The organism is Streptomyces sp. WM6378 (assembly GCF_001279695.1).
In the GTDB taxonomy this organism is placed as follows: Bacteria; Actinomycetota; Actinomycetes; order Streptomycetales; family Streptomycetaceae; genus Streptomyces.
Genome location: NZ_LGDD01000331.1, coordinates 1 through 22,380 on the forward strand (window position 1 = coordinate 1; position 22,380 = coordinate 22,380).

18 protein-coding genes are annotated in these 22,380 nt (G+C 70.4%); 11 read left to right on the plus strand and 7 right to left on the minus strand.

Annotation, left to right across the window (positions count from 1 at the left end):
- Positions 1 to 4 precede the first annotated feature (4 nt).
- On the plus strand, positions 5 to 178 hold the full coding sequence (locus tag ADK54_RS48990) for a VOC family protein (protein WP_420717465.1): 174 nt from the start codon (positions 5 to 7) through the stop codon (positions 176 to 178).
- 20 nt (positions 179 to 198) lie between these two features.
- Here ADK54_RS48990 and ADK54_RS36560 read toward each other — a convergent pair whose 3' ends face one another.
- The 5 genes from ADK54_RS36560 to ADK54_RS36580 all read right to left on the minus strand — a co-directional run bounded on the left by ADK54_RS36560 (position 199) and on the right by ADK54_RS36580 (position 7,428).
- Positions 199 to 849 carry a hypothetical protein gene (locus ADK54_RS36560; protein WP_053730127.1) on the minus strand — a complete coding sequence of 217 codons (651 nt, stop codon included), beginning with the start codon at positions 847 to 849 and terminating at the stop codon, positions 199 to 201.
- 117 nt (positions 850 to 966) lie between these two features.
- The gene (locus ADK54_RS36565) at positions 967 to 1,713 is read right to left on the minus strand and encodes a class I SAM-dependent methyltransferase (protein WP_053730128.1); all 747 of its coding nucleotides are present in this window, start codon (positions 1,711 to 1,713) and stop codon (positions 967 to 969) included.
- Between the two features lie 128 nt (positions 1,714 to 1,841).
- Positions 1,842 to 4,268: a SpoIIE family protein phosphatase gene (locus ADK54_RS36570; RefSeq protein ID WP_053730129.1), complete on the minus strand. Its 2,427-nt coding sequence runs from the start codon at positions 4,266 to 4,268 to the stop codon at positions 1,842 to 1,844.
- A 134-nt stretch (positions 4,269 to 4,402) separates the two neighbouring features.
- Positions 4,403 to 6,796: an MFS transporter gene (locus ADK54_RS36575; RefSeq protein WP_053730130.1), complete on the minus strand. Its 2,394-nt coding sequence runs from the start codon at positions 6,794 to 6,796 to the stop codon at positions 4,403 to 4,405.
- Positions 6,797 to 6,984: 188 nt separating this feature from the next.
- Positions 6,985 to 7,428 carry an SRPBCC family protein gene (locus tag ADK54_RS36580; RefSeq protein ID WP_053730131.1) on the minus strand — a complete coding sequence of 148 codons (444 nt, stop codon included), beginning with the start codon at positions 7,426 to 7,428 and terminating at the stop codon, positions 6,985 to 6,987.
- Between the two features lie 163 nt (positions 7,429 to 7,591).
- Here ADK54_RS36580 and ADK54_RS36585 point away from each other — a divergent pair, with 163 nt between their 5' ends.
- Positions 7,592 to 8,614 (plus strand): Rv2578c family radical SAM protein, encoded by a 1,023-nt coding sequence (locus tag ADK54_RS36585; RefSeq protein WP_053730132.1) that lies wholly within the window; start codon positions 7,592 to 7,594, stop codon positions 8,612 to 8,614.
- Between the two features lie 31 nt (positions 8,615 to 8,645).
- Here the strand turns inward: ADK54_RS36585 and ADK54_RS36590 are convergent, their stop codons facing one another.
- Positions 8,646 to 9,224, minus strand: coding sequence for an adenylosuccinate lyase (locus tag ADK54_RS36590; RefSeq protein ID WP_053730133.1), 579 nt, complete (start codon positions 9,222 to 9,224; stop codon positions 8,646 to 8,648).
- Between the two features lie 437 nt (positions 9,225 to 9,661).
- Between ADK54_RS36590 and ADK54_RS36595 the strand changes: the two genes are divergently transcribed.
- The 9 genes from ADK54_RS36595 to pssA all read left to right on the plus strand — a co-directional run bounded on the left by ADK54_RS36595 (position 9,662) and on the right by pssA (position 20,491).
- Positions 9,662 to 11,443 (plus strand): 3-hydroxyacyl-CoA dehydrogenase family protein, encoded by a 1,782-nt coding sequence (locus ADK54_RS36595; protein WP_053730134.1) that lies wholly within the window; start codon positions 9,662 to 9,664, stop codon positions 11,441 to 11,443.
- A 91-nt stretch (positions 11,444 to 11,534) separates the two neighbouring features.
- Positions 11,535 to 12,341 (plus strand): TetR family transcriptional regulator, encoded by an 807-nt coding sequence (locus tag ADK54_RS36600; RefSeq protein ID WP_053730135.1) that lies wholly within the window; start codon positions 11,535 to 11,537, stop codon positions 12,339 to 12,341.
- A 395-nt stretch (positions 12,342 to 12,736) separates the two neighbouring features.
- Positions 12,737 to 14,074, plus strand: coding sequence for a crotonyl-CoA carboxylase/reductase (gene ccrA, locus ADK54_RS36605; RefSeq protein ID WP_053730136.1), 1,338 nt, complete (start codon positions 12,737 to 12,739; stop codon positions 14,072 to 14,074).
- A gap of 14 nt (positions 14,075 to 14,088) precedes the next feature.
- Positions 14,089 to 16,116, plus strand: coding sequence for a protein meaA (locus ADK54_RS36610; protein ID WP_053730137.1), 2,028 nt, complete (start codon positions 14,089 to 14,091; stop codon positions 16,114 to 16,116).
- Positions 16,113 to 17,081, plus strand: coding sequence for an HpcH/HpaI aldolase/citrate lyase family protein (locus tag ADK54_RS36615; RefSeq protein ID WP_053730138.1), 969 nt, complete (start codon positions 16,113 to 16,115; stop codon positions 17,079 to 17,081). Before ADK54_RS36610 ends, ADK54_RS36615 begins: the two co-directional genes overlap by 4 nt.
- 6 nt (positions 17,082 to 17,087) lie before the next feature.
- Positions 17,088 to 17,612 carry a MaoC family dehydratase gene (locus ADK54_RS36620; RefSeq protein ID WP_053730139.1) on the plus strand — a complete coding sequence of 175 codons (525 nt, stop codon included), beginning with the start codon at positions 17,088 to 17,090 and terminating at the stop codon, positions 17,610 to 17,612.
- Between the two features lie 2 nt (positions 17,613 to 17,614).
- Positions 17,615 to 18,820 carry an acyl-CoA dehydrogenase family protein gene (locus ADK54_RS36625; protein WP_053730140.1) on the plus strand — a complete coding sequence of 402 codons (1,206 nt, stop codon included), beginning with the start codon at positions 17,615 to 17,617 and terminating at the stop codon, positions 18,818 to 18,820.
- A gap of 173 nt (positions 18,821 to 18,993) precedes the next feature.
- On the plus strand, positions 18,994 to 19,650 hold the full coding sequence (locus ADK54_RS36630; protein WP_053730141.1) for a phosphatidylserine decarboxylase: 657 nt from the start codon (positions 18,994 to 18,996) through the stop codon (positions 19,648 to 19,650).
- Positions 19,637 to 20,491, plus strand: coding sequence for a CDP-diacylglycerol--serine O-phosphatidyltransferase (gene pssA / locus ADK54_RS36635; protein ID WP_199827113.1), 855 nt, complete (start codon positions 19,637 to 19,639; stop codon positions 20,489 to 20,491). The genes ADK54_RS36630 and pssA overlap by 14 nt, the downstream gene beginning before the upstream one ends.
- Positions 20,492 to 20,797: 306 nt before the next feature.
- On the opposite strand, the gene ADK54_RS36640 is transcribed toward pssA, so the two are convergent.
- On the minus strand, positions 20,798 to 22,318 hold the full coding sequence (locus tag ADK54_RS36640) for an MFS transporter (RefSeq protein ID WP_053730143.1): 1,521 nt from the start codon (positions 22,316 to 22,318) through the stop codon (positions 20,798 to 20,800).
- Between the last annotated feature and the right edge of the window lie 62 nt (positions 22,319 to 22,380).

Here is a 22,380-nt window from a genome sequence, read left to right on the forward strand (position 1 = left end):
CAGCCTGCGCCCGCACTGGCACACCCACTTCGCCGTCGAGGACCCCCACGGCCACGCGGAGAAGGCCCGCGCCAACGGCGCCACCCTCCTCGCCGACGGAATCTCCGCCACCGGCACCTGGGTCCGCCTCAAAGACCCCGACGGCGCCACCTTCACCCTCAGCGACACCGCACGCTGAGACATTCGGGGCGTACGGGACTAGCCGCGCCGGTGCCGCAGGCGGTGGCGCAGAACGAGTGCGAGGAGCCCGGTCAGCGCCAGCGCGACGCCTCCCGAGATCAGCCAACTGCCGTGCCGTCCAAGGGATTTGTCGCCCACCCTGAGGCGCGCGGTGCTCGTGTGGTGGCCCCCGTGGCTGACGACGGTGAGCGGGTACGTCCCCGCCGGGAGGTCGCCGCGCACGGCGGTGTGGCCCGAGTAGACCGTGGCGCCGTCGTCGCACTTGCAGCCGGGGTCGTCCTCTTCGTCCTCGGTGGTGATGGTCATCGGCGCCTCGAACGCCCTGGACCTGACGGTGAGGGTGTCCTCGTCGGGGTCCGGGCTGCGGTCGGCGAGCAGCACCACGATCTGGCTGCCGGGACGCACGGTCACGCGGGGTGTGGAGTCGGCCCTGCCCAGGTTGCCGCTCCTGGGCCCGGCCACGAACCGGGCGATGGCCGCGGGGGCCCGCGGTGTGGCCGTCGGCCGGGCGCTCGCCAGGGTGTGGCCGTCGCGGGTCAGGTGCGGCCCGGCCGGGCCCGCGCCGGGCATGGGCGGGCCCGGGTCCGCGCCGGCCACTCCGGGCCCGGCCCCCAGGAGCGCGAGGGCCAGGCCGGCGACTGCCACGGCGCGGGCTGCGGTGCGGAACACGGTGCTCCTTCTGGCGGGAGCCGGCCGGGCTCCCGGGTGTTCTCGGGGGTTGCTCGTCCGAGAAGAGGGAGGCCGGGCGTGTTGCGTTGCTCCGCGTCCCGGTGAATTCGCGGGAGATCAGGGCGCCTTCGGGCCCTCGCTCCCCGCCTGGCCGACCACCAGCCATCTGGACGGCAGCTCGATGCGCCGGCCGTCGGCGGTGTACTCGGTGGTGGTGAGCGGCAGTTCGCCCTCGGCGAGCACGGTCAGGCCCGCCGCGGTGAGCAGGTCCACGAGCGCGGCGTCGGAGAGCTCGCCGGGTGCGATGCCGTGGGCGAAGACCGGACGGAGCTTGGGCGGCGGTCCCGCCGGGCTCTGGGCGAGCCCCATCAGGACCGGTTTCGCGGCCTCGGCGAGCTCGACCACGAAGGCCCTGCCCTGTGCGCCGAGCAGGGTGGCGATGGCGTCGGCGACGGGCCGGCGGTCGGCCGGTTCGCACTGGTGCAGGACGCCGCGTACGTACACGTTGGCGTCGCCGAGGCGGCTGTGGAGCTCGTCGACGGCCTTGGTGTCGGCGGCGTCGAGCTGCTCGAACTCGGCCTCGCCGTCCGTGTCTTGACTGCGGGCGTGCTCGACGGCGGCGAGCGAGAGGTCGACGCCGGTCACCTTCGGGTAGCGGGCCGCGAGGTAGCGGGTCTGGGTGCCGTTGCCGCAGCCGAGGTCCACCAGGGGCAGGTCGGGCCGGTCGATGCGGGCGGCGAAGTGGGCCAGGTGGCGGGCGGCGGTGAGGGCCGGTTCCGCGTCCCAGAAGACCGCGCCCTGCTCGTCCGGCGCCTCGCGCCAGAACCCCTCCCAGGCGTCCTTGTACCGACTCGTCACGCTCATGACCGACTCCCCAGGCTGCACGCACAGTGTCAAGATCGGTCTACCGCGCGGGGTACGCACCGGACAAGAACCCGGCACATACCTTCACCTGCCGTTCGACGGGCGGGAGTCGGGGTGGAGCGGCCCGGTCAGCGCGCGCGGCGTCCCGTGCGCGGCAGCGCCACGTCGAACCAGACGGTCTTGCCGTTGCCGGTGCGGCTGGTGCCCCACTCGCGGGCGAGCGCGCTGACCACGCGCAGGCCACGGCCCGCCTCGTCGCGCGGGCCCGCGCTGAGGAGTGTCGGCAGGGTGTGGTCGTCGTCGACCACCTCGCACAGGAGGGCCTCGGCCCGCACCAGGCGCAGCTCGACCTGGCGGCCGTGCGCGTGCCGGATTCCGTTGGTGACGACCTCGCTGACCAGCAGCTCGACCGTTTCCGCGACGTCCGACAGGTCCCAGAGCGCGAGCTGTTCGCGGACCAGGCGGCGGGCCCGGCCGACCTCGCGCGGGTCGGCGTCGAGCCGCCACTCGGCGACGTGCTCGCGGGTGATGCCGTTGAGCCGCGCCATGAGCAGGGCCACGTCGTCCTTGCGGCCGCCGCGGGTGTTGAGGGCGCGGATGATCGTGTCGCAGGCGTCGTCCATGGAGGCCGCGGGGTGCGCCGCGAACTCGCAGAGCGTGGCGAGGCCCACGCCTATGTCCTCGCCGCGCACCTCGACGAGTCCGTCGGTGCACATGACGAGCCGGTCGCCGGGCTCGACCCGGATGCGGGCCGTCTCGAACGGCACTCCGCCAACGCCGATCGGGGCCCCGGTGGGCAGTTCGAGGAGCTCGCTGCGGCCGTCCGCCGACCGTACGATCACCGGCGGCACATGGCCCGCGTTGGCCATGAGGAGCTCGCCCCTGATGGGGTCGTACACGGCGTACAGGCAGGTCGCGAGGTAGTGCTCGCCCAGGCGCTGCGCCAGGTCGTCGAGACTGCGCAGGAGTTGGTCGGGCGGCAGGTCGAGCGCGGCCATGGTCTGCACCGCGGTGCGCAACTGGCCCATCATCGCGGCCGAGTTGAGGCCGTGGCCCATGACGTCGCCGACCACCAGGGCAGTCCGTGAGCCGGGCAGTTTGATCGAGTCGAACCAGTCGCCGCCGACCCGGCCGAGCAGCGTGCCGGGCAGATAGCGGGTGGCCGTGTCGCAGCCCGCCATGCGTGGGGTGACCTGCGGCAGCATCGAGTCCTGGAGGGTGTCGGCGACGCTCTCCTGGTAGGTGTACATGCGGGCGTTGTCGAGCACGAGCCCGGCGCGCGCGGCCAGTTCGGCGCCGGTGACGCGGTCCATGTCGTTGAACTCGGCCCGCTCGGCGTGCCGCAGCAGGATCATGAAGCCGAGCACCACGTTGCGCGCCTTGAGCGGGACCACCAGCATCGAACGGCCGTTGATGAGCGGCCGGATGTCGCGCTTCTCGAACTGCGAGGCGATGGCGGTGCCCATCTGCTCGCTGATCCTCGGCACCAGGACGGGGTCGCCGGACGTCATGCACTGGAAGAACGGGGTGTGCGCGGGGAACGGCATGGACTCGCCGACCGGCACCACGTCGTCCCAGCGGCCCGGTTCGTCCACGTGCTCCAGGGCGACCCGGTGCCACAGGGTCCGCTCGTCGGGCGGGCCGTCGGGGAAGCCCTCGCCCGCGATGACCTGCTCGCGCAGATAGGTGCCCGCGACATCGGTGAAGCGCGGCACGACGGCGGCGCTGACTTCCTGGATGGTGCGGGACAGGTCGAGCGAGGAGCCGATGCGACCGCTGACGTCGTTGAGGAATTCGAGCCGCTCGCGCACCGCCGCGTATTCGAGGTCGGCCGCGAACTCGGGCGAGGGCGGCTGGGTGCGCGACACGGGTTCCATGGGGTGGCGGCGCCGGGCGGGCCGGTGTTCGGCACGCCGGGGCACTCCCCAGTCGGGCGTCACCGGTACTCGGTCGTGCTGGCTGAACTCCAGGACGGGATAACCGAGTTCGAGGACCTGCGAGACGATCCGGGAGCTCTCGCCGACGCTCATGCTGGGCAGGATCTCGGGCAGCCGACGGGCCAGTTCGTCGGCTCCGGGGAAGTCGGTGTGCAGGGCGAAGCCGGGCGCTATCCGCTCGACGGAGCCGCCGTCGTCATCGGCCTCCTGGTGCAGCTGGGCCGCGTCCGCGGCGAGCACCAGGAGCCGCTCGGGCCCGGGGCCGACGAGCGGGTAGGCCCACCACAGCACGTCGGTGCGGTCCCGGCCGGGCTCGCTGAGCGCGGCCCGGCCCGCCGTGGGGTAGGAGGTGCGTCCGGTCAGCGGGCCGTCGAGCCCGGGGCCGAACTCGTCGAACACGTCGTAGTCGTCGTACCTCTGCTCCAGCGCGCCGGAAACCGGGAGCAGATCGGCGGCGGGCCTGCCGACCGCGTCCTCCTTGCCGGGACCGAACAGCCTGCGCGCACCGGAGGACCAGTGCGACACGAGGCCATCGCCGTCCACGACGATCACGGCAAGCGGGATCCGGCCGGCCACGGCGAACTGCTGCGGCAGCTTCGGCGGAGTACCACTGTCCATGGGTGGGAGGCTCCTTCCCCGCCGCGAGAATCGGCGGCTGTAGCACCACCGTACGGCCATCACGGGGCCGCGCGGGAGGCAACCCGTGAATAGGCGCACGCCCGCGCGAAACCGGCCCCCTCATTGAAGAAAGGTCAGTCCTCGTGGCCGAGTTGGAGGTCCCTTTCGGTCCGTCCGCCGCCCGCGACCTGCAGGACCGTGGCCACCGGTGGATAGCCCGCCGCGATGACCGTGTATTCGCCGGAGGACAGGTCGACGAAGCGGAAGGTGCCGTCGGGGCCTGTGGTGAGGGTGTCCACCACATTGCCCGCGGCATCGAGGAGGGTCACCCGGGCATCCTCCACGGGCCGCCCGCCGCCGGCCCGCACGGTGCCGCGCAGCACGGCCCCGCCGGCCAACTCGATGTCCTGCCGGGTCTCGCGCGAGGCCTGCACGCTGACCGGCAGCGCGGCGGGCCGGAACGCGGGTGCGCTGGCGGCCAGGGTGTACTCCCCCGCCACCAACTCCGTGATCACATAGCCGCCTTCGCGCCCGCTCCGGGTGGCGGCCACGACCTCGCCGCGTACGTCGGTGAGGGTGACGGCGGCGTCCCGCACGGGGCTGCCGTCGGCGGTGACGACGGTGCCCGCGAGGCGTCCCGCGCCGCCGAGCACCACGTCGAGGTCGACGGGGCGCTCTCCCACGGTCACGGCGACGGCCTGCGGCTGGTGCCCGCCGGCCGCCGCGATCAGGACGTACGATCCGGCGCCCGGCACGCTCAGCGCGTACCGCCCGTCGGCGCCGCTGGCCCCGCGGCCGACCTGCTGGCCCCGTACGTCGACGAGGGTGAGGGCGGCGCGCGGCACGGTGGATCCGTCGTGGTGCTGGACGGTGCCGGTGACCGGAACGCCGCTGAGGAAGCCGGGGTTGTTGGCGGTGCGGGCGTGGGGCAGGGGCGCGGTCTCGGCTGCGGGGGCGTTCTGGGACACCAGCGGTTTCTCCTTGAGGAAGAAGGCGAGGACGAAGCCGAGCACGAGCACCGGCACGAGGTACAGGAAGATCCGCGGCATGGCGTCGGCGTACGCCCGGATGTAGCCGTCGCGCAGCGCGGGCGGCATGGCGTGCACCAGTTGCGGGGTGATCGACTCGGGGTCGGGCAGGTGGGCTCCGGCCGGGAGCCGCTCGGTGAGCGCGTGGGCGAGGCGGTTGGTGAACAGGGTGCCGAAGACGGCGGCGCCGACGCTGCCGCCGATCTGCCGGAAGTAGTTGTTGGCGCTGGTGGCGGTGCCGAGGTCGGCGGGGTCGACGGCGTTCTGCACGGCGAGGACGAGGACGGGCATGACCAGGCCGATGCCTGCGCCGAGCACGGCCATCCAGATGCTGTAGTCGAGCCGCGCGGTGTCGGTGCCGAGCTTGGAGAGCAGCCACATGCCGAGGGCGGAGACCGCGCCGCCGAGGATCGGGTAGATCTTGTAGTGCCCGGTGCGGCTGATGAGCTGGCCGGAGATGATCGAGGCGCCGACGATGCCGCCCATCATGGGCAGGACGAGGAGTCCGGATTCGGTGGCGCTGGCCCCGTCGACCATCTGCAGGAACGTCGGCAGATAGCTGGCGGCGCCGAAGAGGGCGACGCCGATGACCGCGCCGACGAGCCCGGAGACGTTGAAGATCGAGTCGCGGAACAGCCGCAGGGGGATGACCGGTTCGGCCGCGAAGTTCTCGACCACGAGGAACAGCAGAGTCGTTCCGGCCGCGCCGGCGGCGAGCCCGAGGATCTGCCGCGAATCCCACGCGTACCGCGTGCCGCCCCAACTGGTCAGCAGAACCAGGCAGGTTGAGGCGGTGGCGAGCAGCAGCATGCCGAGGACGTCGAGGCGGGGCCGGACGCGGGGCCTGGGCAGCTTCAGCACGACGGTGATGACGGCCAGGGTGACCAGGCCGAACGGCACGTTGACGTAGAAGCACCAGCGCCACGAGGCGTGGTCGGTGAAGAATCCGCCGAGCAGGGGCCCGGCCACCGAGGCGAGTCCGAAGACGGCACCGATCAGGCCCATGAACCGGCCGCGCTGCCGGGGCGGCACGATGTCCGCGATGATCGCCTGCACGCCGATCATGAGCCCGCCGCCGCCGATGCCCTGGACCGCGCGGAAGGCGATGAGCTCGTCCATCGTGCGCGACCAGCCGGCGAGCGCCGAGCCGACGACGAACACGACGATCGCGAACTGGAAGACGGGCTTGCGGCCGAACTGGTCGCCGAGCTTGCCGTAGATCGGCAGCCCGATGGTGGAGGCGAGGAGGTAGGCGGTGACGGCCCAGGAGACCTTGTCGAGGCCGTGCAGATCGCCGACGATCTTCGGCAGCGCGGTCGCGACGATCATCTGGTCGAGCGCCGCGAGCAGCAGGGTGAGCATCAGCCCGAGGAAGACCATCCGCACTCGGCTGGGGCTCAACGGCGCCTGCCGCACCGGGAGTTGGTCGGCCGGCCGGGCCGCCGGGGCCGGAGCGGGCTCGGCGGCCCGCTCGTCCTTCACCAGAGTGATCCCGCCCACGAAACTGCTCCCCTCGTCGCGCTTGCGCCGACCATTTCTCGCATTACGCGACAACCGGGGCAACCGAGACGAGCGGAGCGGGAGGCGCACGCCGGGGGCTTAAGCGCTGGCGGGAGCCCCTACGGCGCACTACGGGCCGGAACGGAAATCCACCCGAACCGGTGACCGCGGGGGAGGGCCCGCGCGAGCTACTTCTCCACTTCTTCGGCCAGCTTGGCGAGCATCGCGTCGTAGATGCGGCCAAGTCCCTTGGGCGCGAAGGTCCTTTCGAAGAATCCGCCGATGCCTCCGGCGCCGTTCCACACGGTGCTGACGACGACCTTGGAGCGGCCCTCGCCCGCGGGCGTGACCGTCCAGGTGGTGACCATGGAGGAGTTGCGGTCCTTCTCGACCAGCTGTCCGTCGGTCGGCTCGGTGACCTCCAGGAGGCAGTCGCGGACGCGCTTGCTGGTGGCCTGGAGCTTCCAGTGGACGAGGGTGCCCTCGCCGTCGCCGCCCTCGCGGACCTGGTACTCGCTGAAGTGCTCCGGCAGGAGCTTGGGGCGGCCGTCCTTGTAGTCGGCCAGCGTGTCGAACACGGTCTCCGGATCCGCCGCGACGATCCGCTCCGTCGCGGCCTCGACCTGCGCCATGGCACTTCCTCCAGCACTTGTGTTTCCGGGGTTTCGGGGGTGGGCCAAGCCAACCACCTCGGGGTCGGCCGTCACAATCCGGGTTGCGATCAAGAAGGGAACATGTGTTCTATTCAGGGGTGGGAGTGACCGAACAAGGCCCACGGGAGCAAAGGAGGCGTTCATGCGCTGGGAGAATCTCGCCGATGACGACGCCCCGTCCGGCCCGGCCCGTACGGCCGCGCTCTTCGCCGCGGACGCGGTGACGACCCGGACGTTCGACACCCCCGAGTTCCGCGGGATCACCTTCCACGAGATCCGGGCGCGCTCGATCGTCAACCGGGTGCCGGGCGCCTCCCGGATGCCGTTCGAGTGGACCGTCAACCCGTATCGCGGCTGCTCGCACGCATGCGTGTACTGCTTCGCCCGCAAGACGCACAGCTATCTGGATCTGGACACCGGACTGGGTTTCGACTCGCAGATCGTGGTGAAGGTCAACGCGCCGGAGCTGCTCCGGGTCCACCTCGCCTCGCGCCGCTGGCAGGGCGCGCACATCGCGATGGGCACCAACGTCGACTGCTATCAGCGCGCGGAAGGCCGCTACCGCCTGATGCCGGGCATCATCGAGGCCCTGCGCGACCACGCGAACCCGTTCTCCATCCTCACCAAGGGCACGCTCATCCTGCGTGACCTGGAGCTGCTCAAGGAGGCGGCCCAGGTGACCGAGGTGGGCATCTCGGTCTCGGTCGGCTTCCTGGACCAGGAGCTGTGGCGCACGGTCGAGCCGGGCACGCCCGCGCCGGACCGCCGCCTCGACGCCGTCCGCACGCTCACCGAGCACGGCATCGGCTGCGGAGTCCTGATGGCCCCGGTGATCCCGTTCCTCGGCGACCACCCCGACCAGCTGCGCGCCACCGTCCGCGCGATCGCCGCCTCGGGCGCCACCTCGGTGACCCCTCTCGTGCTCCACCTGCGGCCGGGTGCGCGCGAGTGGTTCATGGCGTGGCTGGGGCAGCACCATCCCCAGCTGGTGCGGCGGTACGAGCGGCTGTACGCGGAGGGTGCGTACGCGCCGAAGTGGTACCAGCGCCGGATCACCGGCCAGGTGCACGAGCTGGCCACCGAGTTCGGCATCGGCCCGGCGCACCGCGGCGCGGCCCGCCGCATCCCGGCCGCCCCGGAGCCGACCCAGCTGACCCTGCTCTGACCCGGATCCGACGGCGTACGCGGTCCGACGCTCAGCGCCGGCCCGCCTGGATGCGGCGCAGCGCCCAGGCCGCCGAGCGGGCGAGGCGGGGGTGGGCCAGGGCCTCGTTCAGGACGTCGACGGCCTGCTTGTCGCCGAGCTCGCCCAGGCCCTCGATACAGGCCTGGGCCACCCTCCAGTACGGACTGTGCGGGGACAGCAGCGGCCGCAGGGTCTTGATCAGGGCCGGTACGGATTCGGGGGCGCGCAGGGCGGTGAGCAGGCGGACCGGGTGCAGGGCGTAGGCGGTGCGCAGTTCGTTGGTGGCCAGGGCCGCCGCCGCGCGCGCGGTGCGCGGGTCGCCGAGCCTGGCGAGCGCGTAGGCGGCGCTCACGCAGCGTTCCGGGTCGCGGTGGTTGAGCAGCAGGATCAGCGCTTCGAAGGCCCGGCGGTCGCCCGCGACGCCGAGCCGGAACGCCGCGATCTCCCGTGCCCAGAGCGGGCGTTCGGGCTCGGTGAGCACCGCCGCGAGCTCGTCGCGGTCGACGCAGGCGATCAGCCGCTCGTACGCCGCCGAACCACCGGTCTCGGCCCGCACCCGGTCCGTGAGCGACCTGAACTCCTCGTCCATGCCCAAAAGGGTAGTGGCCGCAGGGCCGTTGGCACCCCAAGGATGATCGGATCCCGGCGGCCGCGGGCAGTTTGCCCCCCGGCGCGGAGCAGCCCCTTGGCGCGGACCGGCACCCGGTGTCCACACCCCGCCCCGCGGAACCGGCGCGAGCCAGATCACACCGGTTCGACCCGACGGGGGTCTGGCGCGCTCGTTACTCGCCGGTTAACCTCAAGTGAGCGGGCAACCCCCGCCGACTCCGGTGGCCTGGTGACGCAGCCACCGCGAGTGCTTGTCGGTTCGGCAGATCTGTACGACGCGCCCCGGGACAGGGCCGTCGGCCCTTGGCACCACGACACAACTCCCGCACGCCGTGCGCCCGTTGGCGTATTCGAGCGCCCCCTGATGCCGGTCGCGTGCGCCCTCTCTCAGTCGTCACTCATCCCTGGAGTCCCGTGATGGACATCCCCCTGAACACTGTCGCCGTGGTCGGCCTCGGCACGATGGGCACCGGCATCGCCGAGGTCCTGGCCCGCGCCGGCCGCGAGGTCATCGGCATCGACATCAGCGAGCGCGCCGGCCGCCAGGCCGTGGCCTCGCTCGAAGCGTCCACGGCCCGCGCGGTGTCCCGCGAGCGGATCACCCCGCAGGAGCGGAGCGACGTCCTCGCCCGGTTCCGTACCTTCACCGACCTCCAGGCCGCGGCCGAGGCCGAGCTCGTCATCGAGGTCGTGCCCGAGTCGTACGAGCTCAAGAGCCAGGTCTTCCACGCGCTCGACTCCATCGTCGCGCCCACCGCGATCCTGGCGACCGGCACCAACGCGCTCTCGGTGACCCGCCTCGCCGCCGACTCCGCGCACCCCGAGCGCGTGCTCGGCCTGCACTTCTTCAACCCGGCGCCCGCGATGAAGCTCGTCGAGATCGTCTCGTCCGTGCTCACCGCTCCCCCGGCCGTCGACGCGGTCACCGCGCTCGCCCTCGACCTCGGCAAGGAGCCCGTCGCGGTCGGCGACCGGCCCGGCTTCGTCGCCGACGGCCTGCTCTTCGGCTACCTCAACCAGGCCGCCGCGATGTACGAGTCGAAGTACGCCTCGCGCGAGGACATCGACGCCGCGATGAAGCTGGGCTGCGGCCTGCCGATGGGCCCGCTCGAACTGCTCGACCTGATCGGCATCGACACCGCCCGCACCGTCCTGGAGGCGATGTACGCCTCATCCCAGGACCGCCTCCACGCGCCCGCCCCCATCCTCGGCCAGCTCACCGAGGCCGGTCTGACCGGCCGCAAGAAGGGCCGCGGCTTCTACACGTACGAGGGCGAGGGCAGCTCGGTCGTGGTGGCCGACGCCCAGACCCCGGACTCCATCGCGGGCTCCGGCGGCGGCCGCGAGATCCGCTCGGTCGGCGTGGCCGGCTCGGGCACCATGGCGTCCGGCATCGCGGAGGTCTTCGCCAAGGCCGGGTACCACGTCGTGCTCGCGGCCCGCAGCCTGGAGAAGGCGGAGACCGCCAAGTCCCGTATCGGCAAGTCGCTTTCGCGCTCCGTCGACAAGGGCCGGCTCACCGCCGAGGCCCGCGAGGAGACCCTGAACCGCATCACGGCCGCCGGGGCTCTGGAGGCCTTCGCCGAGGTCGACCTCGCGGTCGAGGCGGTCGCCGAGGACCTGGAGGTCAAGCAGCAGCTCTTCGCGACCCTGGACAAGATCTGCAAGCCGGGCGCGGTGCTCGCCACCACCACGTCCTCGCTGCCCGTCGTCGCCTGCGCCCGGGCCACCTCGCGCCCGCAGGACGTCATCGGCATGCACTTCTTCAACCCGGCGCCCGCGATGAAGCTCGTCGAGGTGGTCCGCACGGTGCTCACCTCCGACGAGGTGCACGCCACCGTCCGCGAGGTCACCGCGAAGATCCGCAAGCACCCGGTGGACTGCGGCGACCGCGCCGGGTTCATCGTCAACGCGCTGCTCTTCCCGTACCTCAACAACGCGATCAAGATGGTCCAGGAGCACTACGCGACCCTGGACGACATCGACGCCGCGATGAAGCTCGGCGGCGGCTACCCGATGGGCCCGTTCGAACTGCTCGACGTGGTGGGCCTGGACGTCTCGCTCGCCATCGAGAAGGTGCTGCACGCCGAGTTCCGCGACCCGGGCCTGGCCCCGGCGCCGCTGCTCGAACACCTCGTCGCGGCCGGCTGCCTGGGCCGCAAGACGGGCCGCGGATTCCGCGAGTATGCCCGGCGCTGATCCGCGGGCAGGGTGGGGCGGGCTGCTGCAACCTCCGGGCAGCTCGCCGCCGCGGGCGCGACTTCCTGCAAATATGCAGTACGTTCGCTCCATGCCCCAGCCAGCCAGGTCCTCCCGTACGAACGCCGTGCCCGACGCCCCGGAAAGCGCCGCGGGCAGCCGGGCGGCCGCCCAGCGGCTCAAGATGCGCCGGGAGCTGGCGGCCGCGGCGATGGACCTGTTCTCCGCGAAGGGGTACGAGGCCACCACCGTCGACGAGATCGCGGCCCGGGCCGGGGTGGCCCGGCGCACCTTCTTCCGCCACTTCCGCTCCAAGGAAGAGGCGATCTTCCCGGACCACGACGACACCCTGGTACGGGCCGAGGCGGTCCTCAACGCCGCACCCCCGCACGAGCACCCGCTCGACACGGTGTGCCGGGGCATCAAAGAGGTCATGAAGATGTACGCGGGCTCCCCCACGGTGTCCGTGGCCCGTTACAAGCTGACCCGCGAGGTGCCGACCCTGCGCGAGGCCGAGATCGCCTCGGTCGCCCGCTACGAGCGCCTCTTCACCCGCTATCTGCTCGGCCACTTCGACGAGCACGACCACCAGCCGGGGAACGACGACCCGCTGCTCGCCGAGGTCGCGGCGTCGGCGGTCGTCACCGCGCACAACCACGTACTGCGCCGCTGGCTGCGGGCCGGCGGCCAGGGCGACGTGGAGACCCAGCTCGACCACGCCTTCGCGATCGTGCGGGAGACCTTCGGCTCCGGCATAGGAGCGGGCCGCACGGCCAAGCCGAAGCCTGCCGCGGCCTCCGTGTCGACCAGCGACGAGGTCCTGGTCGCGGTGGCCCGCACGGACGCGCCGCTCGACGAGATCATGCAGACCATCAAGCAGGCCCTCAAGAACAAGTAGTCGTCACCCGTACCGCCCCGGTGGCCGCATCCCTCACTCAGGGATGCGGCCACCGGCGCATGCGCTGACCTGCAACGATCGATCATCGCTCATCTGCGCAGGTCAATCCGCAATTGAGAGAAACTCTTGGCACGCAGTGTCTTGTCACTTGGCACCGGGTGCCATACGTTGATGTTGTCCGGGCGGCCGGCGTGCAGAGCAACCTCGTACGCCGGCTGTCCCCACAAGCCGCCACTGGCGAGTGCGCCCGGACGCCTGCGTCACAGGCAACCCTCCCGCGCCCACCAGGCGCTGCCGCACTTGAACCACCCCGCCGAACCGACGGCACACCTCCACAGCACCACCCCCGAAGACCCTCAACGCCCCCCGTCGGGCGCTTCGCCGGAGGCAACACCGTGAAGGAAATCCTGGACGCGATCCAGTCGTCGGAGTCCACCTCCGCCGACTTCGCCGCTCTGCCGCTCCCCGAGTCGTACCGCGCGATCACCGTGCACAAGGACGAGACGGAGATGTTCGCCGGGCTCAGCTCCCGCGACAAGGACCCCCGCAAGTCCCTGCACCTCGACGAGGTGCCGATCCCCGAACTCGGCCCGGGCGAGGCCCTGGTGGCCGTCATGGCCTCCTCGGTCAACTACAACTCCGTGTGGACCTCGATCTTCGAGCCGGTGTCCACCTTCGGGTTCCTGGAGCGCTACGGCCGTCTCAGCGAGCTCACCAAGCGCCATGACCTGCCGCACCACATCATCGGCTCCGACCTCGCGGGCGTCGTGCTGCGCACCGGGCCCGGCGTGAACGCCTGGCACCCCGGCGACGAGGTCGTGGCGCACTGCCTCTCCGTCGAGCTGGAGAGCTCCGACGGCCACAACGACACGATGCTCGACCCCGAGCAGCGCATCTGGGGCTTCGAGACGAACTTCGGCGGCCTCGCCGAGATCGCGCTCGTCAAGTCCAACCAACTCATGCCCAAGCCACGGCACTTGAGCTGGGAGGAGGCCGCCGCTCCCGGTCTGGTCAACTCGACCGCGTACCGCCAGCTGGTCTCCCGCAACGGCGCCGGCATGAAGCAGGGCGACAACGTCCTGATCTGGGGCGCCAGCGGCGGACTCGGCTCCTACGCCACGCAGTTCGCGCTCGCGGGCGGCGCCAACCCGATCTGCGTGGTGTCCTCGCCGCAGAAGGCGGACATCTGCCGCTCCATGGGCGCCGAGGCGATCATCGACCGCAACGCCGAGGGCTACAAGTTCTGGAAGGACGAGCGGACCCAGGACCCCAAGGAGTGGAAGCGCTTCGGCAAGCGCATCCGCGAGTTCACCGGCGGCGAGGACATCGACATCGTCTTCGAGCACCCCGGCCGCGAGACCTTCGGCGCGAGCGTCTACGTCACCCGCAAGGGCGGCACCATCACCACCTGCGCCTCCACCTCGGGCTACATGCACGAGTACGACAACCGCTACCTGTGGATGTCCCTGAAGCGCATCATCGGCTCGCACTTCGCCAACTACCGCGAGGCGTGGGAGGCCAACCGCCTGGTGGCCAAGGGCAAGATCCACCCGACGCTCTCCAAGGTGTACTCCCTGGAGGACACCGGGCAGGCTGCCTACGACGTGCACCGCAACCTCCACCAGGGCAAGGTCGGCGTGCTCGCGCTCGCCCCCCGCGAGGGCCTCGGCGTCAGCGACCCCGAGCTGCGCGAGAAGCACATCGACGCCATCAACCGCTTCCGCAACATCTGAGGCCGGGAAGTTTCATGACAGAGCGTCAGAAGGATCGGCCGTGGCTCATGCGGACGTACGCCGGTCACTCGACCGCCGAGGCGTCCAACGAGCTCTACCGCAACAACCTGGCCAAGGGTCAGACGGGTCTGTCGGTCGCGTTCGACCTTCCGACGCAGACCGGATACGACCCCGACCACATCCTCGCCCGCGGCGAGGTCGGCCGGGTCGGGGTCCCGGTGTCCCATCTCGGTGACATGCGGCGGCTGTTCCAGGACATCCCGCTTGAGCAGATGAACACCTCGATGACGATCAACGCCACGGCGATGTGGCTGCTCTCCATGTACCAGGTGGTCGCCGAGGAGCAGGGCGCCGACATCACCAAGCTCCAGGGCACCACCCAGAACGACATCGTGAAGGAGTACCTCTCGCGCGGGACGCACGTCTTCCCGCCGGGCCCTTCGCTGCGGCTGACGACAGACATGATCTGTTACACCGTGAACAACATCCCCAAGTGGAACCCGATCAACATCTGCAGCTACCACCTGCAGGAGGCAGGAGCCACCCCGGTCCAGGAGATCGCGTACGCGATGTCCACCGCGATCGCCGTGCTCGACTCGGTGTTCGCGTCGGGGCAGATCCCCGAGGACCGCAAGGGCGATGTCGTGGCCCGCATCTCCTTCTTCGTGAACGCGGGCGTCCGCTTCGTCGAGGAGATGTGCAAGATGCGCGCCTTCGGCCGCATCTGGGACAAGATCACGCGGGAGCGGTACGGGATCGAGGACGCCAAGCAGCGCCGCTTCCGCTACGGCGTCCAGGTCAATTCGCTCGGCCTGACCGAGGCGCAGCCGGAGAACAACGTCCAGCGCATCGTGCTCGAAATGCTGGCCGTGACGCTGTCGAAGGACGCCCGCGCCCGCGCGGTCCAACTCCCGGCCTGGAACGAGGCGTTGGGGCTGCCGCGCCCCTGGGACCAGCAGTGGTCGCTGCGCATCCAGCAGGTCCTGGCGCACGAGAGCGACCTGTTGGAGTACGAGGACATCTTCGCCGGGTCGCACGTCATCGAGGCCAAGGTGGACGCCCTGGTCGAGCAGTGCCTCGCCGAGATCGACCGCATCCAGGAGATGGGCGGGGCGCTGGCCGCCGTCGAGTCGGGCTACCTCAAGTCCCAGCTCGTCTCCTCGCACGCCGAGCGCCGGGCCCGTATCGAGGCCGGCGACGAGAAGATCGTCGGCGTCAACTGCTACCAGTCGACCGAGCCGAGTCCGCTCACCGCGGACCTGGACGGCGCGATCATGACGGTCGACCCGGCCGTCGAGGCTCGCGTCGTCGCCTCCCTCAAGAACTGGCGCGACACCCGCTACCAGCCGCCCTTCAACCACCCGCGGCCCTGCAAGGCCCTGGAGAAGCTGAAGGAGGCCGCCCAGGGCACCGGGAACCTCATGGAGGCGACCCTGGAGTGCGTGCGCTCCGGGGTCACCACCGGGGAGTGGTCCGAGGCGCTGCGCGAGGTGTTCGGCGAGTTCCGGGCGCCGACGGGCGTCTCCTCCGCCCCGGTCGCGGTCACCGCCGAGGAGGGCACGCCGCTCGCCCTGGTCCGCGAGAAGGTGGCGCGGACGGCCTCGGACCTGGGCTCCGGGCGGCTGCGCCTGCTGGTCGGCAAGCCGGGCCTGGACGGGCACTCCAACGGCGCCGAGCAGATCGCGGTGCGAGCGCGCGACGCCGGGTTCGAGGTGGTCTACCAGGGCATCCGGCTGACCCCCGAGCAGATCGTGAGCGCGGCCCTCGCCGAGGACGTGCACTGTGTCGGCCTGTCCATCCTGTCCGGCTCGCACGCCGAACTCGTCCCGGACGTCCTGGTGCGTCTGCGGGAGGCCGGCGCGGCCGACATTCCGGTGATCGCCGGCGGGATCATTCCCCCGGCGGACGCCGAGGAGTTGCGCAAGGCGGGCGTCGCCGCCGTTTTCACCCCTAAGGACTTCGGTATCACGGAGATCATCGGCCGTATCGTCGACGAGATCCGGAAAGCGAACAAGCTCGACCCGTTGGAGGTCCCCGCATGAGCACCACCCCCGTCAACAGGCTCCGTCCCCGCCGCTCCTGCCTCGCGGTCCCCGGGTCGAACCCCCGCTTCCTGGAGAAGGCCCAGGGCCTCCCGGCCGACCAGGTCTTCCTCGACCTGGAGGACGCCTGCGCGCCGCTCGCCAAGCCCGAGGCGCGGCACACCATCGTCAAGTTCCTCAACGAGGGCGACTGGACGGGCAAGACGCGGGTCGTGCGCGTGAACGACTGGACGACCGAGTGGACGTACCGCGACGTCGTGACCGTCGTCGAGGGCGCCGGCCAGAACCTCGACTGCATCATGCTGCCGAAGGTGCAGACCGCCGACCAGGTCGTGGCCCTGGACCTGCTGCTCACCCAGATCGAGAAGACGATGGGCTTCGAGGTCGGCAAGATCGGCATCGAGGCGCAGATCGAGAACGCGCGCGGCCTGAACAACGTCAACGCGATCGCCGAGGCCTCGCCGCGTACCGAGACGATCATCTTCGGCCCGGCCGACTTCATGGCCTCCATCAACATGAAGTCGCTGGTCGTGGGCGAGCAGCCGCCCGGCTACGGCGCGGACGCGTACCACTACATCCTCATGAAGATCCTGATGGCCGCGCGCGCCAACAACCTCCAGGCGATCGACGGCCCCTACCTCCAGATCCGCAACGTGGACGGCTACCGCGAGGTCGCGCAGCGTGCCGCCGCCCTCGGTTTCGACGGCAAGTGGGTGCTGCACCCGGGCCAGGTCGAGGCGTCGAACGAGATCTTCTCGCCGTCGCAGGAGGACTTCGACCACGCCGAGATGATCCTCGACGCCTATGAGTGGTGCACCTCGGAGGCGGGCGGCAAGAAGGGCTCGGCGATGCTCGGCGACGAGATGATCGACGAGGCCAGCCGCAAGATGGCGCTCGTCATCTCCGGCAAGGGCCGGGCCGCCGGCATGAAGCGCACGACGACGTTCGAAGCCCCGGAGGCGTAAGACATCATGCAGTTCGGCCGCACCTACGAAGAGTTCGAGATCGGCGCCGTCTACAAGCACTGGCCCGGAAAGACGGTCACCGAGTACGACGACCACCTCTTCTGTCTGCTCACCATGAACCACCACCCGCTCCACATGGACGCCAACTACGCCGAGAACACGACCGACTTCGGCAAGAACGTCGTCGTGGGCAACTACATCTACTCGCTGCTGCTCGGCATGAGCGTGCCGGACGTCTCGGGCAAGGCGATCGCCAACCTGGAGATCGAGTCGCTGAGGCACGTGGCGCCGACCTTCCACGGCGACACGATCTACGGCGAGACGACGGTCCTCGACAAGACCCCGTCGAAGTCGAAGAACGACCGCGGGATCGTCTACGTCGAGACCAAGGGCTACAAGCAGGACGGCACTCTGGTCTGCGTCTTCCGCCGCAAGGTGATGGTGCCGACCGAGACGTACATCAAGGAGCGCGGCGGGGAGCAGCCCGGCCGCCCGGAGCTCGTCGAGCCCGCCAAGAAGACGGAGAAGTAGCCATGGCCCGTCTCGCGCAGACCGCCGGTCTGACCGACGTCCAGCAGGAAATCCTGGCCACCGTGCGGGACTTCGTCGACAAGGAGATCATTCCGGTCGCGACCCAGCTGGAGCACAAGGACGAGTACCCGACGCAGATCGTCGAGGGGCTCAAGGAGTTGGGCCTGTTCGGCCTGATGATTCCCGAGGAGTACGGCGGCCTCGGGGAGTCGCTGCTCACCTACGCGCTGTGCGTGGAGGAGATAGCGCGTGGCTGGATGTCGGTGTCCGGCATCATCAACACGCACTTCATCGTCGCGTACATGCTCAAGCAGCACGGCACCCAGGAGCAGAAGGACACCTTCCTGCCGCGGATGGCGCTGGGCGAGGTGCGCGGCGCGTTCTCGATGTCGGAGCCGGCGCTCGGTTCGGATGTGTCGGCGATCACGTCGAAGGGCGTCAAGGACGGCGACGAGTACGTCCTGAACGGTCAGAAGATGTGGCTGACCAATGGCGGAACGTCATCGCTGGTGGCCGTTCTGTGCCGGAGTGACGAAGGACACCCCGAGGGCACGGCCCCCCACAAGTCGATGACGACCTTCCTGGTGGAGAAGGAGCCGGGCTTCGGCGAGGTCCGCCCCGGCCTGACCATCCCCGGCAAGATCGACAAGATGGGCTACAAGGGCGTCGACACCACCGAACTGGTCATGGACGGACTGCGCATTCCGGCCAATCGCGTGCTCGGCGGGGTCACCGGCCGAGGGTTTTACCAAATGATGGACGGCGTCGAGGTCGGCCGCGTCAATGTCGCGGCCCGTGGCTGCGGAGTCGCGCAGCGTGCATTTGAGCTGGGTGTCTCGTATGCCCAGCAAAGGCACACTTTCGGCAAGCCGATCGCCCAGCACCAGGCGATTCAGTTCAAGCTCGCCGAGATGGCTACCAAGGTCGAAGCCGCCCATGCGATGATGGTGAACGCAGCACGCAAAAAGGACTCCGGGGAACGAAACGACCTCGAAGCAGGGATGGCGAAGTACCTCGCCTCCGAGTACTGCAAGGAGGTGGTGGAAGACGCCTTCCGCATCCACGGCGGCTACGGCTTCTCCAAGGAGTACGAGATCGAGCGCCTGTACCGCGAGGCGCCGATGCTGCTCATCGGTGAAGGTACCGCCGAGATCCAGAAAATGATCATCGGCCGCCGACTTCTTGAGGAGTACCGGTTCCAGGGTTGATTGTCGCTTTTGAGTCGGTATGGCCGCGAAGAACATCACACCCTGTCATCGTCTTCCGGCCTCCGACTCGGCTTCTGGCTTGCCCAGTTGCGGCTCGCAACCGATACCATCGCCGGTAAACCTGCCGCCGTCCCCCGTTGCCAGCGCGGCATCATCCGCTACGAAGGTCATCCATGCCCCACAGCCAAACCTCTGCACCACGCGACGGCTTCCTCAAGGGACGCCTTGCTCGCGGAGCATCGCCGTGGCTTCTGCCGACCGTCGCCACCGCAGCTATCAGCCTGGCCCGCTCGCGCCGCTCCAAGGGCGCAGCGATCGTGGCCGTGCCCACCACCGCCCTCGCGGCGGGCATGCTGTGGTTCTTCCGCGACCCCGAGCGTGAGATCACGCAGGGGCGGGTCATCTCCCCCGCCGACGGTGTGGTGCAGAGCATCATGCCGTGGAAGGACGGACGTACCCGCGTCGCGATCTTCATGAGCCCGTTGAACGTCCACGTCAACCGCGCGCCCCTCGCGGGCACGGTGACTTCGGTGGAGCACATCCCCGGTGGCTTCGTCCCGGCGTTCAACAAGGAGAGCGAGAACAACGAGCGCGTCGTCTGGCACTTCGACACCGAGCTCGGCGACATCGAGATGGTGCAGATCGCCGGCGCGGTCGCGCGGCGCATCGTGCCGTACGTCCCCCAGGGCACCAAGGTGGAGCAGGGCGAGCGCATCGGCCTGATCCGCTTCGGCTCGCGGGTCGACATCTACCTCCCCGAGGGTGTCGAGGTCGCGGTCGAGGTCGGGCAGGCGACCACGGCGGGGGTGACTCGAATTGACCGTGATTGATCCCGAGACGCAGGCCGGCTGGGTCCCCGAGGCGGAGTCCGAGGACGACGTCGAGGAAATGCCGCTGTCGCTGCGACTGTCGATAGCGGACACCCTCACGCTCGGTAACGCCACGTGCGGATTCATGGCGGTTTACTTCACCACCACGGGCATCCTCATCCCGCACCTCTCCGGCAGCCAGGAGACGGGCATGGCGCGGCACTCCGCCGCGACCGCCGTGATCCTGATGCTGCTCGCGGCGATCTTCGACCTCTGTGACGGTCTGGTCGCCCGCAAGCTGCGCAGCTCCCCGATGGGCGCCGAGCTGGACAACCTGTCGGACCTGATCAGCTTCGGGCTCGCCCCGGCCTACTTCGTGCTCGTGTACGGAATGGTCGCGGACGACGCCCACCAGCGGGTCGCCGCGGTGGCCGCGATCACGGTGCTGCTCGCCGTGGTGCTGAGACTCGCGCGCTTCTCGTGCGTGACGATGAAGGACGGCATGTTCCAGGGCATGCCGAGCCCCTTCGGCGCCCTCACGGTCGTCTCGATCGTCCTGCTTGAACTGCCGTTCATCCCGACGCTGCTCGCCGTCATCGGAGTCGCCTGGCTGATGGTGAGCCGGGTCGAGTACCCGAAGCCGCGGGGCATCCTCGCGGTGGCGATGCTCAGCTGGATCATCGGTGCGATGGGGCTGCTCGCGGCCTGGGCGTTCGATGCTCCGGGCGGTCAGCTGCTGCTCCAGACCGGCTGCGCGCTGCAGATCGTCCTGGCCGCCACGATCCCCCTCTTCGCGACGGCCCGCCGGGTGAACACCTTCCGCGACAACCGCCGCGAGGCGCGTGCGGCCCAGCTGCCGTAGTTCCTCACGGTGCTGAAAGGGGCCCCGGGTTCTTGAACCCGGGGCCCCTTTTCGTATGCCGTCCCGCCCGGACCGTGAGGCGGGCACCCGATGGTGGCTCGCACCCCCGACCCCCTCGGCTGCGGACCGCGGTCGCTTCTCGCGCCCCTAAAGGCCTTGGTGCGGGCCCGCACCGGCATCCTCAGCCTGTCCGGCGATTGAGGACGAGCGCCGTTCAGGCGCGACAGGGGGGTGCAGGGGGCGGAGCCCCCCCCTGCGGGGGTCGGAGGGGCGCAGCCCCTCAGGGGGGCTGGGGCGGACGTGGGGTCAGTGCGCGTTCTCCGTCGGGCGGAGGTCGCCCGGGATCTTCGCCCAGGCGAGCACCGCGGCGGCCAGCGGCAGGGCCGCGGCGAGGAGGAACGTCGGGGTCATGCCGGAGGTGAAGGCGGCGGACGCCTTCTCCAGGAGCAGCGCCCCGGCCGGGCCGCCGATCTCCGCAGCCACATGGGCCGCCTCGCCGACCGAGTCGCGTACGGACGCGGTGGCGGCCCCGTCCAGGGCGAGCTCCGGCAGATGCGTCCGGTACAGGGCCGCCGCGACGCTGCCGAGGATGGCGACGCCCATGGCCGCGCCCAGCTCGTAGCAGGTCTCCTCGACGGCGGCCGCCCCGCTGACGTGCTCCTTCGGGGTGGAGGCCATCAACGTCACCGACGCGGCCGTGGTGGCGATGCCGACGCCGCAGCCGAGCACGCCGAGCGCCACGGCGACCCCGGGGTAGGCCAGCGGCCCGGACTGCTGGAACAGCCACGGCAGCGCGAGGCCCGCGGTCATCAGGAGCAGCCCGCCGCCGATGACGTGCCGGATCGGCAGCCGGTGCATCAGGACCGGGGTCACCAGCGAGGTGACGACCAGGCCGAGCGGCGCCGGAAGCAGCCGGATGCCGGCCTCCAGCGGGCTGTAGCCCTGTCCGTACTGGAACCACTGGGTGACCAGGAACAGCGCCGAGCCGAGTGCGATCATCCCGAGGAAGATCGCGGCGGCGGCGATGCTGAACGAGCGGTTGGTGAACAGCCTCACGTGGAGCAGCGGGTGGGCCAGTCGCAGCTGACGACGGACGAAGATCGTCAGCGCGACGGCGGCGACCACGAGCAGCGTCCACGCGACCGGGTCGGTGGGACCGCCCTTGCCGAGCTGCTTGATGCCGCCGGCCAGGGCGAGCATGCCGACGATGGACTGGCCCACGCCCCACCAGTCCCAGCGGCCCTCGCGCGGCTGCCGGGACTCGGGCAGCATCCAGGCGCCGAAGGCGATGATCACCAGGGCGACCGGGATGTTGATCAGGAACGCGGACTGCCAGCCGTTCTGCTCCACGAGCAGCCCGCCGACCACCGGGCCGAGCGCCATGCCGCCACCGAAGACGGCGGCCCACACGGCGTAGGCGAGGGCGCGTTCGCGGGCGTCGGTGAAGACGTCGCGCAGGATCGACAGGGTCGACGGCATGATCGCCGCGCCGCCCACGCCGAGCAGCGCCCGGGCGGCGATGACCTGCCAGGCCTCGGTCGCGAAGACCGCCATCAGCGAGGCGAGCGCGAAGATCGCGAAGCCGGCGAGCAGCAGCCGCTTGCGCCCCCAGCGGTCGCCGAGCGCTCCGGCCGTCACGAGCAGCCCGGAGAGCGCGAGCGCGTAGACGTCGATGATCCACAGCTGCTGTACGGAGCTGGGCTGCAGGTCGCTGACCAGCGAGGGGAAGGCGACGTTGAGGATGGTGGTGTCCATCGCGATCAGCAGCAGGCTGCCGGAAAGGATCGCGAGGACGACCCAGCGCCGAGGGTCGAGGGGCGGCGTCATGAAACACTCCAGTATCGAATGAGACATCAGTGTCTCACATGGGATGGAAGCGTGCACGCGCA

What these genes read in the sequence shown, in the direction of transcription:
- ADK54_RS36565 (WP_053730128.1), bottom strand. Translation starts at nt 1,713, where the DNA reads ATGAGCGTGACGAGTCGGTACAAGGACGCCTGGGAGGGGTTCTGGCGC.
- ADK54_RS36570 (WP_053730129.1), bottom strand. Translation starts at nt 4,268, where the DNA reads ATGGACAGTGGTACTCCGCCGAAGCTGCCGCAGCAGTTCGCCGTGGCC.
- ADK54_RS36580 (WP_053730131.1), bottom strand. Translation starts at nt 7,428, where the DNA reads ATGGCGCAGGTCGAGGCCGCGACGGAGCGGATCGTCGCGGCGGATCCG.
- ADK54_RS36585 (WP_053730132.1), top strand. Translation starts at nt 7,592, where the DNA reads ATGCGCTGGGAGAATCTCGCCGATGACGACGCCCCGTCCGGCCCGGCC.
- ADK54_RS36590 (WP_053730133.1), bottom strand. Translation starts at nt 9,224, where the DNA reads ATGGACGAGGAGTTCAGGTCGCTCACGGACCGGGTGCGGGCCGAGACC.
- ADK54_RS36595 (WP_053730134.1), top strand. Translation starts at nt 9,662, where the DNA reads ATGGACATCCCCCTGAACACTGTCGCCGTGGTCGGCCTCGGCACGATG.
- ADK54_RS36600 (WP_053730135.1), top strand. Translation starts at nt 11,535, where the DNA reads ATGCCCCAGCCAGCCAGGTCCTCCCGTACGAACGCCGTGCCCGACGCC.
- ADK54_RS36610 (WP_053730137.1), top strand. Translation starts at nt 14,089, where the DNA reads ATGACAGAGCGTCAGAAGGATCGGCCGTGGCTCATGCGGACGTACGCC.
- ADK54_RS36615 (WP_053730138.1), top strand. Translation starts at nt 16,113, where the DNA reads ATGAGCACCACCCCCGTCAACAGGCTCCGTCCCCGCCGCTCCTGCCTC.
- ADK54_RS36620 (WP_053730139.1), top strand. Translation starts at nt 17,088, where the DNA reads ATGCAGTTCGGCCGCACCTACGAAGAGTTCGAGATCGGCGCCGTCTAC.
- ADK54_RS36625 (WP_053730140.1), top strand. Translation starts at nt 17,615, where the DNA reads ATGGCCCGTCTCGCGCAGACCGCCGGTCTGACCGACGTCCAGCAGGAA.
- ADK54_RS36630 (WP_053730141.1), top strand. Translation starts at nt 18,994, where the DNA reads ATGCCCCACAGCCAAACCTCTGCACCACGCGACGGCTTCCTCAAGGGA.
- ADK54_RS36640 (WP_053730143.1), bottom strand. Translation starts at nt 22,318, where the DNA reads ATGACGCCGCCCCTCGACCCTCGGCGCTGGGTCGTCCTCGCGATCCTT.